This is a genomic window from Nocardiopsis dassonvillei subsp. dassonvillei DSM 43111, assembly GCF_000092985.1.
GTDB lineage: Bacteria > Actinomycetota > Actinomycetes > Streptosporangiales > Streptosporangiaceae > Nocardiopsis > Nocardiopsis dassonvillei.
Genome location: NC_014210.1, coordinates 20,685 through 36,020, shown reverse-complemented (window position 1 = coordinate 36,020; position 15,336 = coordinate 20,685). Strand labels below are relative to the sequence as shown.

The 15,336-nt window shown below is 72.3% G+C and carries 11 protein-coding genes; 4 read left to right on the top strand and 7 right to left on the bottom strand.

Features of this window, described 5'->3' with window-relative positions:
* Window positions 1-170: 170 nt before the first annotated feature.
* From NDAS_RS00125 to pdhA, 3 genes are read right to left on the bottom strand one after another with little or no spacing between them, the layout of a single operon-like run.
* A complete protein-coding gene (locus tag NDAS_RS00125; protein WP_013151086.1) occupies window positions 171-1,571 on the bottom strand; it encodes a dihydrolipoamide acetyltransferase family protein in 1,401 nt (466 codons plus the stop codon).
* Window positions 1,568-2,560 carry an alpha-ketoacid dehydrogenase subunit beta gene (locus NDAS_RS00120; protein ID WP_013151085.1) on the bottom strand — a complete coding sequence of 331 codons (993 nt, stop codon included), beginning with the start codon at window positions 2,558-2,560 and terminating at the stop codon, window positions 1,568-1,570. The genes NDAS_RS00125 and NDAS_RS00120 overlap by 4 nt, the downstream gene beginning before the upstream one ends.
* Window position 2,561: 1 nt before the next feature.
* On the bottom strand, window positions 2,562-3,647 hold the full coding sequence (gene pdhA, locus NDAS_RS00115) for a pyruvate dehydrogenase (acetyl-transferring) E1 component subunit alpha (RefSeq protein ID WP_013151084.1): 1,086 nt from the start codon (window positions 3,645-3,647) through the stop codon (window positions 2,562-2,564).
* Between the two features lie 281 nt (window positions 3,648-3,928).
* Between pdhA and NDAS_RS00110 the strand changes: the two genes are divergently transcribed.
* Window positions 3,929-4,426 carry a phosphoribosyltransferase gene (locus tag NDAS_RS00110; RefSeq protein ID WP_013151083.1) on the top strand — a complete coding sequence of 166 codons (498 nt, stop codon included), beginning with the start codon at window positions 3,929-3,931 and terminating at the stop codon, window positions 4,424-4,426.
* Window positions 4,427-4,518: 92 nt separating this feature from the next.
* Here NDAS_RS00110 and nrfD read toward each other — a convergent pair whose 3' ends face one another.
* Genes nrfD through fdh form a run of 3 tightly spaced genes read right to left on the bottom strand, consistent with a single transcriptional unit; the run spans window position 4,519 to window position 9,760 of the window.
* Window positions 4,519-5,619, bottom strand: coding sequence for an NrfD/PsrC family molybdoenzyme membrane anchor subunit (gene nrfD / locus NDAS_RS00105; RefSeq protein WP_013151082.1), 1,101 nt, complete (start codon window positions 5,617-5,619; stop codon window positions 4,519-4,521).
* A complete protein-coding gene (locus tag NDAS_RS00100) occupies window positions 5,619-6,509 on the bottom strand; it encodes a 4Fe-4S dicluster domain-containing protein (RefSeq protein WP_086000748.1) in 891 nt (296 codons plus the stop codon). Before NDAS_RS00100 ends, nrfD begins: the two co-directional genes overlap by 1 nt.
* Window positions 6,506-9,760 (bottom strand): formate dehydrogenase, encoded by a 3,255-nt coding sequence (gene fdh / locus NDAS_RS00095; RefSeq protein ID WP_013151080.1) that lies wholly within the window; start codon window positions 9,758-9,760, stop codon window positions 6,506-6,508. The genes NDAS_RS00100 and fdh overlap by 4 nt, the downstream gene beginning before the upstream one ends.
* 364 nt (window positions 9,761-10,124) lie before the next feature.
* Here fdh and NDAS_RS00090 point away from each other — a divergent pair, with 364 nt between their 5' ends.
* Both NDAS_RS00090 and NDAS_RS00085 read left to right on the top strand, forming a co-directional pair.
* On the top strand, window positions 10,125-11,783 hold the full coding sequence (locus tag NDAS_RS00090) for a catalase (RefSeq protein WP_013151079.1): 1,659 nt from the start codon (window positions 10,125-10,127) through the stop codon (window positions 11,781-11,783).
* A 10-nt stretch (window positions 11,784-11,793) separates the two neighbouring features.
* On the top strand, window positions 11,794-12,261 hold the full coding sequence (locus NDAS_RS00085) for a hypothetical protein (RefSeq protein ID WP_013151078.1): 468 nt from the start codon (window positions 11,794-11,796) through the stop codon (window positions 12,259-12,261).
* Between the two features lie 161 nt (window positions 12,262-12,422).
* Here the strand turns inward: NDAS_RS00085 and NDAS_RS00080 are convergent, their stop codons facing one another.
* Window positions 12,423-12,887, bottom strand: a complete 465-nt coding sequence (locus NDAS_RS00080) for a DUF4383 domain-containing protein (RefSeq protein ID WP_013151077.1) — start codon at window positions 12,885-12,887, stop codon at window positions 12,423-12,425.
* Window positions 12,888-13,299: 412 nt separating this feature from the next.
* Here NDAS_RS00080 and NDAS_RS00075 point away from each other — a divergent pair, with 412 nt between their 5' ends.
* Window positions 13,300-15,099, top strand: a complete 1,800-nt coding sequence (locus NDAS_RS00075) for a thiamine pyrophosphate-requiring protein (RefSeq protein WP_013151076.1) — start codon at window positions 13,300-13,302, stop codon at window positions 15,097-15,099.
* Window positions 15,100-15,336: the final 237 nt, after the last annotated feature.

Sequence of the window (15,336 nt, the reverse complement as noted above, 5' to 3'; positions counted from 1 at the left end):
CCGCCCGGGACGACGTGTGGACGAGTCGCCATGGGGATGAGTCGCCATGGCGACGAGTCGACACGGGGCGGTCCGGCAAGCGCGGGAACGACCGCTCCGGCGGCGGCCGGACCGGCACGCGGAAGGGCGCCCCGGGACACCGGGTCCCGGGGCGCCCGCTCCGTCCAGGCCTACAGGCGGGCGATGGCCGCGGCCGGGTTCTCCATGGCGTCGGCGACCACGCGCATGAAGCCCGCGGCGGCCCCGCCGTCGCACACGCGGTGGTCGAAGGCGAACGACAGCTGCGTGATCTTGCGGACGGTCAGCTCGCCGTCCACCACCCACGGGCGGTCCATGATCCGGCCCAGGCCCAGGATCGCCACCTGCGGGTGGTTGATGATGGCGGCGCTGCCGTCCACACGCAGCGACCCGTAGTTGTTGAGGGTGAAGGTGCCGCCGGTCATCTCGGCCCGGGAGGCCCGGCCCTCCCGGGCGGCGGCGGTGAGCCGCCGGATCTCGCCGTCCAGTTCGGCCGTGGTGAGCCGGTGCGCGCCCAGCACGGCCGGGGCGACCAGGCCCCGGTCGGTCTGCACCGCCAGGCCCAGGTTGATCCCGTCGTACTGGACCAGCTCACCGCGTTCGGCGTCCACCCTGCCGTTGAGCTCGGGGTGGGCGCGCAGGCCCGCGACCACGAACCGCGCCACGTAGGACATCAGGCCGGGCCCGGAGGGGTCGGACCGGCGCAGGCGCACCAGCTCGGTCGCGTCCACGTCCACCCAGACGGTCGCCTCGGGGATCTCGCTGCGGCTGCGGGACAGCGACGCCGCCACGCTGCGGCGGAACCCGCTCATGGCCACGCGCCGGGACTCGGCCAGTCCCGTGCGGGCGTCCACGCCACCGGTCGCGACGGGCTCCGGCCCGGCGGCGGGAGCGGCGGAGTCGGCGGCGGGGGCCCGCGCGGCCTCGATCGCCTCACGTACGTCACGTCGGGTGATGAGTCCGCCCGGGCCGCTTCCGTGAACCTCGGAGATCCGCAGCCCCGCCTCGCGGGCCATCTGCCTCACCAGGGGCGAGGTGACCAGCGGCGGACGCGCGGCCGGGGCGGCGGAGGCCCGCGCTGCGGAAACCGGTGTGGCGGCCGGTGCGGCGGGCTGCGCCGGGTGCGCGGGCGGACGCTCACGCGGGCGCCGACGGCGCCCGGGGGCCGCCGCCTCCGGCGTCCCGTAGCCGATCAGCACGTTGCCCGAACCCGTTCCGGCGCGCTCCTCCTCGCGGTAGCGCTCCCCCTCAGCCGACGCCTTCGCGGCGGCCCCGGAACCGGACGCGGCCCCGGCCTCGGCCCCGGAACCGGAACCGTCGGTCACGCTGATCAGGGGGCGCCCGACCTCCATGACCCGGCCCTCCTCGCCGTGCAGCTCGCTGACGGTGCCCGCGAAGGGGGAGGGGACCTCCACGATCGACTTGGCGGTCTCCACCTCCACGATCGGCTGGTCCACGGCCACGGTGTCGCCGACGGCCACGAGCCAGCGCACCACCTCGGCCTCGGTGAGCCCCTCGCCCAGGTCGGGGAGGTCGAAGGTCTGCGTCGTCACTGGTCCTCCCACTGAAGGTCGTCGACGGCGTCCAGGATCCGGTCCACGCCCGGGAGCTGGAAGCGCTCCAGCTTCGGCGGCGGGAAGGGGATGTCGAAGCCGGTGACGCGGCGCACCGGCGCGGCCAGGGAGTGGAAGCAGCGCTCGGTCACCCGCGCGACGATCTCCGAGGCGACGCTGGCGTACCCGCTGGCCTCGGCGACCACGACGGCGCGCCCGGTGGAGCGGACCGCCTCGCACACGGTGGCGTCGTCGAAGGGGACGAGGGAGCGCACGTCCACCACCTGGAGGCTGCGGCCCTCCTGGGCTGCGGCCTCGGCCGCCTCCAGCGCGGTGGGCACCGAGGGGCCGTAGGCGATGAGGGTGGCGTCGGTGCCGGGGCGGCGCACCACGGCGCGACCGATGGGCGGCTCGGGCGCGGACAGGTCGACCTCGTCCTTGCCCCAGTAGAGCTTCTTGGGCTCCATGAACACGACCGGGTCGTCGGAGGCGATCGCCCCGCGCAGCAGGAAGTAGGCGTCGGCGGGCGTGGACGGGGTGACCACGGTCAGGCCGGGCGTGTGGGCGTAGTAGGCCTCGGAGGAGTCGCAGTGGTGCTCGACGCCGCCGATCCCGCCCGCGTAGGGGACGCGGATGACCATGGGCAGCCCGACCCGGCCGCGGGTGCGGTTGCGCGTCTTGGCCACGTGGCTGACGATCTGCTCGAAGGCCGGGTAGGCGAACGCGTCGAACTGCATCTCCACCACGGGGCGCATGCCGTTCATCGCCATGCCGACGGCCATGCCCACGATCCCGGACTCGGCGAGCGGGGTGTCGAAGCAGCGGTCCTCGCCGAACTCGGCGGTGAGGCCGTCGGTGATGCGGAAGACGCCGCCGAGGGGGCCGACGTCCTCGCCGAAGACGTACACCGCCGGGTCCTCGGCCATGGCGTCGCGCAGGGCCCGGTTGAGGGCCTGGGCCATGGAGAGCTTGGTGGGGTCGGTCGCCATGTCAGTTGCCCTCTCTGCTCAGTTCGTCGGCCAGGAAGGCGGCCTGCTCGTCCAGCTGCGGCGTGGGGGTCGCGAACACGTGCGCGAACAGTTCGGCGGGCTCGGGGTCGGTGTCCCTGGTGACGCCCTCGCGCATGGCGGCGGCCACGGCCTCCGCGTCCTCGGCGATGCGCGCCTTGCGGGCCTTGGTGAGGACGCGCTTCCTGGTGAGGTAGGCCTCCATGCGCAGCAGGGGGTCGCGGGCCTCCCAGGGGTCGACCTCCTCCTGGGTGCGGTACCGGGTGGCGTCGTCGGCGTTGGTGTGCGCCTGCATGCGGTAGGTGTGCGCCTCCACGAGCTGGGGGCCCTCGCCCGCCCGCGCGGCGGCCACGGCCCGGTCCAGCACGGCGAGCACCGCGGGGGTGTCGTTGCCGTCCACCCGTTCCGCGTTCACCCCGTAGCCGACGCCCTTGTGGGCGAGCGAGGGGGCGGCGGTCTGGCGGGCCAGGGGGACGGAGATGGCGTACTCGTTGTTCTGCACGAAGAAGACCACCGGGGCCCGGAACACCGCCGCGAAGTTCAGCGCCTCGTGGAAGTCGCCCTCGCTGGTGGCGCCGTCGCCGCACATCGCCATGACCACGGTGTCCTCACCGCGCAGGCGGGCGGCGTGCGCGACGCCCACCGCGTGCAGGAGCTGGGTGGCCAGCGGCGTGGCCTGCGGGGCCACGCGGTGCGCGTAGGGGTCGTAGCCCGAGTGCCAGTCGCCCTTGAGCAGGGTGAGCACCTGCACCGGGTCCACCCCGCGCGCGACCACGGCGGCGGTGTCGCGGTAGGTCGGGAAGAGCCAGTCGCCCTCCGCCAGGGCCAGGGCCGCGCCCGTCTGGCAGGCCTCCTGCCCGTGCGAGGAGGGGTACACGGCCAGGCGGCCCTGCCGCACGAGGGCGCTGGCCTGGTCGTTGACGCGGCGGCCGATCACCAGGGAGGTGTACGCGGCGAGCAGCCGCTCCCGGTCCGGGAACGGCAGGGCGGCCCCGTCCACCGGGCTTCCGGTCTCGTCGAGCAGCCGGACCGGCTGCTCGGAGGGGAGAAGGTCCCGGTCATCAGCCATGGCGCCAGCCTCCTGTGTCAGAAAGATGTGTTCAGACACATGGTGCTGTTCATTGCCATCTGTTCGCCACAACCGCGCAAAACTCAAGAAAACGTCGAGGATTTCACGCAGAATACTGGCCAAACGCCCAACCGTGTGACCCAGAACACCCCCCGGCGTGGACAAGTGGCCCGCGCCACCGCGCCGCGTCCGCGCGCGGGCGCGAAGCGGCGCCGGGGTGGTTAGCCTGGGGCGGTACCGAGCCGCTGCGCACACCACACCACCGGGAAAGAGGGGGCCTCGTGAGCGACGAGCGCGAGAACCTGGACTACGGGCTCTTCGGCACCGCGATCCGCGACCTGGCCCACGCGATCGCCGACGACGGGTTCGAACCCGACATGATCCTCTCCATCGCGCGCGGCGGCCTCTTCGTGGCGGGCGGTCTGGGATACGCGCTGGACGTGAAGAACCTGCACGTGATGAACGTGGAGTTCTACACCGGGGTCGGCACCACCCTCGACATGCCCGTCATGCTCCCCCCGGTGCCCAACGCGGTCGACCTCAGCAGCAAGAGGGTCCTGGTCGCCGACGACGTCGCGGACACCGGCAGAACGCTCAGGCTCGTCCACGACTTCTGCGCCGAGCACGTCGCCGAGGTCCGCAGCGCGGTCATCTACGAGAAGCCGCGGTCCCTGGTCAAGTGCGAGTACGTGTGGCGGCACACCGACCGGTGGATCAACTTCCCCTGGTCGGTGGAGCCCCCGGTGGTCAGCCGCCCGGACCAGGTCCGCGACGCCTGACCGCACCCGGCCGCCCCGACCGCCGCACGGCCCCGCGCGGCCGTCCTCCTCCCTCGCCCGAACCGCGGGGAGGGGAGGAGGACGGCCGCTCCTCAGTCCCCGGCCGACCGGGCCCGCGGGACGGCGGCCGCGTCGGCGCCCCTGCGCTCCGCCTCCCGCTCGGCCAGCCTGCGGCGCTGCGGCACCACCGTGTACTTGGGGTCGGCCACGGACTGCTTACCCGCCTGGAAGACGCCCAGCCGGGTGCACGCGGAACCGGCCAGCAGGGCGGCGCCGCTCACCGCGGAGGCCACCCGGCTGCGGCGGCCCAGCACCGCGCCGGCCGCCCCGGCCAGGGTGAGCGTCCGGGCCGCGCGCATGAGGGCGCCCGCCCTGCCCTGCCGGTAGGGCTCGCCGGACAGCCCCATCCCGCGCTCCATGGCGCTGGACACCGCCGTCTCCACCAGGGCGCCGCCCACGGCGGCGCGGCGCGCGGGACCGCTCTGCGCCAGGGGCGCGGTGACCAGGCCCATCCCGCCCGCGGCCGCGGCCGCGGAGGAGGCGAACACGAACGGCATGTACCGGTAGCCGTCGTGCCAGGACGGCACCGCGGTGTCGCACACCAGCGGCGCCGTGTAGGTGGCCACCAGCGGCCCCACCGCCCCGGCGCCCAGGGTGGCCGCCAGACCGATCCTCGGGAACCACCCGGTGGCGGAGGTCACCGCCGCGACCCCGGCCAGGGGGCCGTAGGTCATGAGGATCCAGGACCCGACGCTCATCGGCGAGGTCGGCTTGACCACCCGCAGCATGTTGAGGAAGCGCTCGGGGCGCCCCAGGTCGTGGATGAGCGCGGCCGTCGAACCGGAGATCGCGCCCAGAGCCGTGTACTTGAGGGGGCGGGCCAGCTCCGGGCGGCCGGTCAGCTCGGCGCCGGCGGCCAGCACCGACGAGGCCCCGGCGAGACCGCCCAGGAACAGGTAGCCGCCGATGTCGGAGGCCTTCCACACGATCTGGTTGAGGACCGGCTTGCCGTAGTAGGAGCGGAACTCGGCGTCGGGCACCCGCGTGGGCTCGCCTCGCCCCTTCTTCCTGCGCCGCCCCTCCCCGTGTTCGCGGCGCTGTTCCTCCCCGACGACGTCGGCGGCCCCCGTGACGGCCTCCCGTCCGGGGCGCTGCCCGCGCACGCCCTCCTTGGTCACGTCCGACGAGCTCATCAGCGCCTCCCCACGAACGTCGCGGCCGCTCCGACCACCAGCGCCGCCGCCGCGACACCGGCGTGCCGCCACATCGACGGCAGGTCCCGGGTGGTCACCAACGGGTCCGGCGGCAGCCCGTAGACCTCGGGCTCGTCCAGCAGCAGGAAGAACGCGCCCGCGCCGTCCACCCCGTTGTCGGGGTCCTCGCCGTACAGGCGGGCGGAGGACACCCCGGCCTCGTGCAGGTCGGCCACCCGCGCCTCCGCGCGCGCACGCAGTTCGTCGAGGTTGCCGAACTGGATCGAGTCGGTGGGGCAGGCCTTGGCGCAGGCGGGCTCCAGGCCGTCGCCGATCCGGTCGTAGCACAGGGTGCACTTCCAGACCCGGCCGTCCTCCTCGCGCTTGTCGATGACCCCGTAGGGGCAGGCCGGAACGCAGTACCCGCAGCCGTTGCAGATGTCCTCCTGCACCACCACCGTGCCGAACTCCGTGCGGAACAGCGAGCCGGTCGGGCACACGTCCAGGCAGGCGGCGCTGGTGCAGTGCTTGCACACGTCCGAGGACATCAGCCAGCGGAACTCGCCTCGCTCGTCGGCCCCCGTGGCGGCGCCGGGCAGCTCGAAGGACGGCATGCCCAGGTCCACGGCCCCGGGGCGGCCCACGCCCGGGTCCTGGTGGCCCAGGGGCTCGCGCTGTTCGACGAAGGCCACGTGCCGCCACGTGTCCGCGCTCAGTCCACCGCTGTTGTCGAACGACATGGACGTGAAGTCCAGGCCGTCCTCGGGGACCATGTTCCACTCCTTGCAGGCGACCTCGCAGGCCTTGCAGCCGATGCACACACTCGTGTCGGTGAAGAAGCCGACCCTCTCGTGCCTGCCGTCCCCGTTGCTCTCCGCGGACACGCTCACACCTCCAGTCCCGTCTGTTCCGTGATTCCGGCCCGCTCCCGGTACTCGCGCACCAGGTCGAGGCGCTCGACGCCCCGGGGCCTGCGTCCCGGCCGGATGTCGGCCGTGATCGCCTTGACCTCCTGGATGTGCACGTTGGGGTCGAGCGCGATGGGCATCAGCTCGTTGACCGCGTCCCCGGTCGAGTACCCGTTGGGCCCCCAGTGGTAGGGCATCCCGATCTGGTGGACCACCCGTCCCTGCACCCGCAGCGGCGCCATCCGGTCGGTGACCATGACCCGGGCCTCGATGGCGTTGCGCGCCGTGACGACGGTGGCCCAGCCGCCGTGCTCCAGACCGCGCTCCTCGGCCAGCTCGGGCCCCACCTCGCAGAAGAACTCGGGCTGGAGTTCGGCCAGGTAGGGCGTCCACCTGCTCATCCCGCCCGCGGTGAAGTGCTCGGTGAGCCGGTAGGTCGTCACCACGTACGGGAAGACGTCGGACCCGGGCGTGCCGGGGGCGGGGTGGTACCGGTTGTACTCGTGCGGGTACAGCAGACGCGTCGGGTTGCGCTGGTGCCCGTACAGCGGGTTCTCGAACGGGGTGTCCTGCGGCTCGTAGTGCGTGGGCATCGGGCCGTCGTTGAGGCCCGCGGGCGCGTACAGCCACCCCTTGCCGTCGGCCTGCATGATGAAGGCGTCCCGACCGGTCAGCGCCGCGACGCCCTCGGCGTCCTCCTCGGGCTCGTAGTCGGGCGCCTTGCGGTTCTCGAAGTCGGGGGTGTCGTGCCCGACCCAGCGCCCCTGCTCCGCGTCCCACCACACGAGGCTCTTGCGGGGGCTCCAGGGCTCCCCGTTCTCGTCTGCGGAGGCGCGGTTGTACAGGACGCGCCGGTTGTCCGGCCACGCCCAGGCCCACTCCCCGGCGATCCAGTCCTGTTCGGTGTGGGGCTTCCTGCGCGCCGCCTGGTTGACCCCGTCCTTGAAGACGCCGCAGTAGATCCAGCAGCCGCACGAGGTCGACCCGTCGTCGCGCAGCTCGGTGTAGACGGTGAGCGGGCGGCCCTCGGCGTCGTGTCCGTTGATCTCGCGCAGGACCGCGGCGGCGTCGGGCTCCCCGTCCTCCTCCAGGGGGTAGTCCCAGGTGAGGTCGAGGACGGGGCGGTCCTTGGGGTCCTCGGAGCCGGCGAGGATACCGCGGATCTCGCGGCCCAGGTGGTACATGAACCACAGGTCGCTGCGCTGGTCACCGCTCGGGCTCACGGCCCGGTCGTGCCACTGGAGCAGCCGGTTGGTGTTGGTGAAGGTGCCCGACTTCTCGGTGTGCGCGGCGGCCGGGAAGAAGAACACCTCGGTGCCGATGTCCTCGGTGCGCATCTCGCCGGACTCGATCTCCGGCCCGTCCTTCCACCAGGTGGCGCTCTCGATCAGCGAGAAGTCGCGCACGACCAGCCAGTCCAGTTCGGCCATGCCCATGCGCTGGGCCCTGCTGTTGGCCGATCCCACGGCGGGGTTCTCGCCCATGAGGAAGTAGCCCTTGCACTTTCCGGCGATCTGCCCCATCACGGTGTCGTAGTGGCTGTGGGAGCCGGTGAGCCGGGGCAGGTGGTCGAAGCAGTAGTCGTTCTCGGCCGTCGCGTGCTCGCCCCACCACGCCTTGAGCAGGCTGACGGTGTAGGCCTCCATCCCGTCCCAGAACCCCTTCCTGGGGTTGCCGGCGGCCATGATGTAGGTCTCCAGGGACTGCTCCTCGTGGGCGTGGGGCATCGGCAGGTAGCCCGGGAGCAGGTCGAACAGGGTGGGCACGTCGCTGGAGCCCTGGATGCTGGCGTGTCCGCGCAGCGCCTGGATGCCTCCCCCCGGGCGGCCGATGTTGCCCAGCAGCAGCTGGAGGATGGAGGCGGCCCGGATGTACTGGGAGCCGACCGTGTGCTGCGTCCAGCCCACGGCGTAGCAGAAGGCGCTGGTGCGGTCCCGGCCGGAGTTCTCGGTGAGGTGGTCGCACACCCTCCGGAAGGTCTCCTTCGGAATACCGCAGACCTCCTCGACCAGCTCCGGCGTGTAGCGCGCGTAGTGGCGTTTGAGGACCTGGAACACGCAGCGCGGGTCGGTGAGCGTCGGGTCCTCCCTGGGCTTCTCCCGGATGACCGCGCCGCCCGACCCCTGCTGTTCGGGCCGCCCGGAGTGGCTGGTGCCGAGGTTCTCCTCCAGCCGCTCCCTGAACAGCTGGTTGCGGTTGCCGGAGGCGGCGGCGACCTCGGCGCCCTCGTAGCTCCAGGTGCTGGCGTCGTAGCTCTTGTCCTCCTCCGAGAAGCCGGAGAACAGGCCGTCCAGGTCCTCGGTGTCCTGGAAGTCCTCGCCGACGATCGTGGCGGCGTTGGTGAAGGCGCGCACGTAGTCGAGGAAGTACTTCTCCTCGGTGAGGACGTGGTTGATGATCGCGCCGAGGAAGGCGATGTCGGTGCCGGCGCGGATGGGCACGTGCATGTCGGCGAGCGCGCTGGTGCGGCTGAACCGGGGGTCGACGTGGATGACCACCGCGCCGCGGGCCTTGGCCTCCATGACCCACTGGAAGCCGACCGGGTGGGCCTCGGCGAAGTTGGAGCCCTCGATGACGATGCAGTCGGAGTTCTGCAGGTCCTGGAGGAACATGGTCGCCCCGCCGCGCCCGAAGGACGTCCCGAGCCCGGCGACCGTGGAGCTGTGGCACACGCGGGCCTGGTTCTCCACCTGGACGACGCCGAGCGAGGTCAGGAGCTTCTTGATGAGGTAGTTCTCCTCGTTGTCCAGCGTGGCGCCGCCGAGGCTGGCGATCCCCAGCGTGCGGTTCACCCGTTGCCCCTCGTGCTCCCGCTCCCAGGTCTGCTCGCGCGTGCGGACCGCGCGGTGGGCGACCATCCGCATGGCGGTGTCGAGGTCGAGTTCCTCCCATTCGGTGCCGTACGGGCGCCGGTACAGGACCCTCTCCTCGCGCGCGGAGCCGGTGGTGAGCTGGAGGCTGGCCGACCCCTTGGGGCACAACCGCCCGCGGCTGATCGGCGAGTCCGGGTCGCCCTCGATCTGGACGACCTTCTCGTCCTTGACGTAGACGTTCTGCCCGCACCCCACCGCGCAGTAGGGGCAGACCGACTTCACGACCCGGTCGGCCTCCTCGGTGCGGGACCTGAGGTTCTCCGACCGGCGGGACTTCGCGGCGGCCCCGCGCCCCGTCGGGTCGTCCCCCGTGAACTGCCGGTACACCGGCCACGACTCGATCCACGTGCGTACGCCCATGCTCGCCTCCGCCCCGGGCCCGGGGCCCGTCGATGGTCTCCAGGTCTGCCGCTACCCACGGACGAGGGGGAGCATGGGTCCGGATTCCCACCGTGCGCCGGGCGCGACTCCGGGCGGCAGGGGACACGCCGCCCGTGGCGGTTCCATGGGGCTTTTGTGACGCGGTCCGGAGGACGGGGTTTCACGTGAAACACCGAGGGAGGAGAGAGCCGAAAATCCCCCTTTCCGGACTTCCCCGGCGGGAGGAGGGTTGCGGCACTCCCTCCAGTTGGTAAGAACTTCCCCCGCCGTGCGTCCGAAGCCGCGGCGATGGGCAGGGGGCACCTGGACAGGGATCATGACGACGTGGTGGGGGACCAGTTCCATGACCGACGTATCCAGCCAGGGATCCGCGCCGGGAGACGACCGCGAGGTGCTCACGAACCGGCAGGGACACCCGGTCTACGACAACCAGAACCAGCGCACGGTCGGCGAGCGGGGGCCCGCGACGCTGGAGAACTACCAGTTCCTGGAGAAGATCAGCCACTTCGACCGGGAGCGCATCCCGGAGCGGGTGGTGCACGCGCGCGGGGTGACCGCGTTCGGCTACTTCGAGTCCTACGGCGCGTGGGGCGACGAGCCGATCAGCCGCTACACGCGGGCCAAGCTCTTCCAGGGCAGGGGCAAGCGGACCGACATCGCGCTGCGCTTCTCGACCGTCATCGGCGGCAGGGACTCCTCGGAGTGCGCGCGCGACCCGCGCGGGTTCGCGATCAAGTTCTACACCGAGGACGGCAACTGGGACCTGGTGGGCAACAACCTCGCGGTGTTCTTCATCCGCGACGCCATCAAGTTCCCCGACGTGATCCACGCCCTCAAGCCGGACCCGGTGACCTTCCGCCAGGAGCCCAACCGCATCTTCGACTTCATGTCGCAGACCCCCGAGTGCATGCACATGCTGGTCAACCTGTTCAGCCCGCGCGGCATCCCGGCGGACTACCGGCACCAGCAGGGCTTCGGCGTCAACACCTACAAGTGGGTCAACGACGTGGGCGAGACCGTCCTGGTCAAGTACACCTGGATGCCCAAGCAGGGCGTGCGCAGCATGACCGAGGCCGACGCCGCCAACCTCCAGGCGGACGAGACCGGGCACGCGACCAAGGACCTGCACGAGGCCATCGACCGCGGCGATTACCCGGAGTGGGAGCTGCTCGTGCAGATGATGAGCGACGAGGAGCACCCCGAGCTCGACTTCGACCCGCTGGACGACACCAAGACCTGGCCGGAGCAGGACTTCCCGCCCAAGGCGGTGGGGCGGATCGTGCTCGACCGGAACGTGTCGGACAACTTCGCGGAGAACGAGCAGATCTCCTTCGGCACCGGCGTGCTCGTGGACGGCCTGGACTTCTCCGACGACAAGATGCTCGTCGGGCGCACCTTCTCCTACAGCGACACGCAGCGCTACCGGGTGGGGCCCAACTACCTCCAGCTGCCGGTGAACCAGGCCAAGAACGCCGACGTGCGCACCAACCAGCGCGACGGCCTGATGGCCTACCACCAGGACTCCGGGGGCGAGAACCCGCACGTCAACTACGAGCCGTCCATCAACGGCGGCCTGCGCGAGGGGCAGTACCCCACGCACGACGAGCAGGGGCCGGAGATCCGGGGGCGGATGACGCGCAAGCGCATCTCCCGCACCAACGACTACCAGCAGGCGGGGCAGCGGTACACGCTGATGGAGGAGTGGGAGCGCGACGACCTGGTGCGCAACTTCATCGGACAGCTCTCCCAGTGCGACCGGCCGATCCAGGAGAGGATGGTCTGGCACTTCCTCATGGTCGACGACGACCTGGGGCTGCGCGTCGGCGAGGGGCTGGGCATCGGCCCGGGCGACGTGGCGCACCTGGAGCCGCTGCGGAGCCAGACCCTGGACGAGGGGGAGCGCCAGCGCATGGCCAACCTGGGCAAGAACGGCCCCCGGGACGTGTCGGGGCTGACGATGACCCACTGCGTGCCCAACCAGCGGCACGTGGTGGAGCGCTGAGGCGGGCGTGATGGAACGGCTCGCACGGGCCCTCGCGCACACCTCGTCCGCCGTCGGCAGGGGACTGCTGGCGGGGGTGGTCGGCACGGCGGCGATGACGGTCTCCAGCACCGTCGAGGCCAGGCTGCGCGGTAGGGGAGGCAGCACCTCGCCCGCCGACGCCGCCGGGAAGGTGCTCGGGGTGCGTCCGGAGGGCCCCTCTGGCGAGCAGCGGTTCAGCACCGCGGTGCACTGGGGCTACGGGGCCTCGTGGGGGGCGGTCCGCGGGCTGCTGGGCGCCGCCGGGCTGCACGGGACCGCTGCGGCGGCCGCGCACCTGGCGCTGGTGTGGGGCGGTGAGCAGGTCGCCCTCCCGGCCACGGGCACGGCTCCCCCGGCCTGGAAGTGGGGCGCCGAGGAGGTCGGGGTGGACCTGCTGCACCACACGGTCTACGCCTGCGCCACCGGTGCCGCCTACGAGTGGCTCGACCGGCGCTGACCCGCGGTCGTCCGGCCCCGGTCCCCGTTCGGTGACCGGGGCCGGACCGTGTGCGGCTCCGGTGCGGGCGCGGCCGTACGGCATGACACGGCCGCCGTCTCCCGGGAGGCGGCGGCCGTCGTCGCACCGTCCCCGCTCCGCGCGGGGTCCTTTCGGGCGCGTCAGCGCCTGACCCGGTCGCGCCGGGAGGGCGCCAGGATGATCCCGAGCGCGATCATGCTCAGTCCCAGGAAGAGGTGCAGCCAGTTGTCGGCGTTGTTGAGCGGCACGAAGTTCGCCGGGTCGTCGGACCCGACCAGCAGGCCGTAGAGCCACAGCACCAGGTAGGCCAGACCGCCGCCGATGAGGTAGACGCGCGCCAGACCGGCGGTGCGCGCCATCGCCACCCCGGCCACGCCGAGGACCAGGTGGAGCAGGTTGTGCAGGATGGACACCTGGAAGAGCCCCAGCAGCAGGGCCTCGGAGTGGTGCCCGGCGAACTGCATCTGGTCGTAGTTGGTGGTCACTCCGGGGATGAAGCCGAGCACGCCCACCAGCAGGAAGACGATGCCGTAGATGAGCGCGGCGAGGCGGATCGGCTTTCCGGGAACCCTGGTCACGCCCTGGGTCGATGTCCTGTTGGACATGGTTACCTCCACCGTGTTGCGTCCGTTTCATAAGTCCCTGTGACGCAAGGGGCTGGTGGTGAACCATTACCCGATGTGATGCGCATCACTCACGCTGGCGGTCGGCGGCGTCCGCCGACCCCGGCCGCCGCACACCGCCGACCGGTCCCGGGCGCGGACGAACGTCCGACCCGCGGCGCGGGGGAGCGGTGGCCGGAGCAGAGGAACGGTGGCCGGAGCGCGGGAGCGGGACGGGCGCAGCGCCGCCCGCGCGGTGAGTGCGGACGCGGGAGTCGGGGTAGTCGCGCCAGCGAGGCACTCCCGCGGTGGGCCGGGGGCCGCGAGCCGGTGGGGCGAGGCCTCCGCGCGCGGCGGACGCGGCGCCGCGGGAACGGTGCCGACCGACGGCGTCGAACCCGGGAGGGAAGCGGTCATGGCGGAACTGGTGTCCGACCACGTACTGAAGCGTCTGCGCGAGTGGGGGGTCGACCGCGTCTTCTCCTACGCGGGCGACGGCATCAACGGCCTGCTCGCCGCGTGGGAGCGGGCCGACGACCGGCCCCGCTTCATCCAGTCACGGCACGAGGAACTGGCGGCCTTCGAGGCCACGGGGTACGCCAAGTTCTCCGGCCGGGTGGGGGTGTGCGCGGCCACGTCGGGTCCCGGCGCCATCCACCTGCTGAACGGCCTCTACGACGCCAAGCTCGACCACGTGCCGGTGGTGGCCATCCTCGGCCAGACCGCGCGCAGCGCGATGGGCGGCTCCTACCAGCAGGAGGTCGACCTGATGTCGCTGTACAAGGACGTGGCCAGCGACTACCTCCAGATGGTGACCGTCCCCGAGCAGCTGCCCAACGTGCTGGACCGGGCGATCCGGATCGCCGCGAGCAGGCGCACGGTCACAGCGGTCATCATCCCCGCCGACGTCCAGGATCTGGAGTACTCGCCGCCCGAGCACGAGTTCAAGATGGTGCCCTCCAGCCTCGGCCTCCCCTCCCCGCGGTCCACGCCGTCCCCGGAGGGGCTGGCCGAGGCCGCCGAGATCCTCAACTCCGGTGAGCGCGTCGCCATGCTGGTCGGACAGGGGGCCAGGGGAGCGGCGGACGCCGTCGTCGAGATGGCCGACAGGCTCGGCGCCGGGGTGGCCAAGGCGCTGCTGGGCAAGGACGTGCTCCCCGACGACCTGCCCTTCGTGACCGGGTCGATCGGGCTGCTCGGCACCCGGCCCTCCTACGAGATGATGCGGGACTGCGACACCCTGCTCGTGGTGGGATCCAGCTTCCCGTACAGCCAGTTCCTGCCCGAGTTCGACCAGGCGCGCGCCGTGCAGATCGACATCGACCCGACCATGGTCGGCATGCGCTACCCGTTCGAGTGCAACCTGGTCGGCGACTCCGCGCAGACGCTGCGGATGCTGCTGCCGCTCGTGGAGCGCAAGACCGACCGCTCCTGGCGGGAGAAGGTCGAGGACGGCGTCGCGCGGTGGAGGCGGGTCCTCGAACGGCGCGCCCACGTGGACGCCGACCCGGTCAACCCCGAGCGCGTCTTCCACGAGCTGTCCCCGCTGCTGCCCGACGACGTGATGGTGACCGCGGACTCCGGTTCGGCGGCCAACTGGTACGCGCGCCACCTGGTGTTCCGCGAGGGCATGCGCGGAACGCTGTCGGGCACGCTGGCCACGATGTGCCCCGGCGTCCCCTACGCCACGGGGGCGAAGTTCGCCCACCCCGACAGGCCGGTGGTCGCGCTCGTGGGGGACGGCGCCATGCAGATGAGCGGCATCAACGAGCTGATCACCATCGGCCACTACTGGAGGGAGTGGGAGGACCCGCGGGTGGTCGTCGCCGTCCTCAACAACCGCGACCTCAACCAGGTGACCTGGGAGCTGCGCGCGATGGGCGGAGCGCCGCAGTTCCTCCCCTCGCAGCGGATCCCCGACTTCCCCTACGCCGGGTTCGCCGAGAGCATCGGCCTGAGGGGGATCAAGGTGGACGACCCCTCCGACGTGCGCGACGCCTGGCAGCGGGCGCTGTCGGCGGACCGGCCCTGCGTGGTCGAGTTCGTCACCGACCCCGCCGTCCCGCCGATCCCGCCGCACGCGACGCTCGACCAGATGGAGAGCGTGGCCAAGGCCCTGGCCAAGGGCGACCCCGAGGCGTGGTCCGTGGTCAAGCGGGGCGTCGTGTCCAAGGCACAGGAGTTCCTGCCGGGAGACGGGCGGGGAGGCCGCTGACACGGGAGCGGGGAGGGGCGCCCGATCCGGTCGTGGACGGGGGGCAGGGCGTGGCTCCGCCCATCGAGGACCACGCGCTTCTGGGTGGCATGCAGACGTCGGCGCTGGACGGCGGGGACGGGAGCGTGGACCGGCTGTGCCTGCCCGGGTCCGACTCCGGCGCCCGCTTCGCCGCCCTGCTGGGCGACGGGACCCGGCGCGCCAGCGCGCGGAGTCGCGGGGGCGGTGACCGCGCCC

Coding starts and splice junctions, on each gene's coding strand:
- NDAS_RS00120 (WP_013151085.1), bottom strand. CDS start 2,560: ATGGCGACCGACCCCACCAAGCTCTCCATGGCCCAGGCCCTCAACCGG.
- pdhA (WP_013151084.1), bottom strand. CDS start 3,647: ATGGCTGATGACCGGGACCTTCTCCCCTCCGAGCAGCCGGTCCGGCTG.
- nrfD (WP_013151082.1), bottom strand. CDS start 5,619: ATGAGCTCGTCGGACGTGACCAAGGAGGGCGTGCGCGGGCAGCGCCCC.
- fdh (WP_013151080.1), bottom strand. CDS start 9,760: ATGGGCGTACGCACGTGGATCGAGTCGTGGCCGGTGTACCGGCAGTTC.
- NDAS_RS00090 (WP_013151079.1), top strand. CDS start 10,125: ATGACCGACGTATCCAGCCAGGGATCCGCGCCGGGAGACGACCGCGAG.
- NDAS_RS00085 (WP_013151078.1), top strand. CDS start 11,794: ATGGAACGGCTCGCACGGGCCCTCGCGCACACCTCGTCCGCCGTCGGC.
- NDAS_RS00080 (WP_013151077.1), bottom strand. CDS start 12,887: ATGTCCAACAGGACATCGACCCAGGGCGTGACCAGGGTTCCCGGAAAG.
- NDAS_RS00075 (WP_013151076.1), top strand. CDS start 13,300: ATGGCGGAACTGGTGTCCGACCACGTACTGAAGCGTCTGCGCGAGTGG.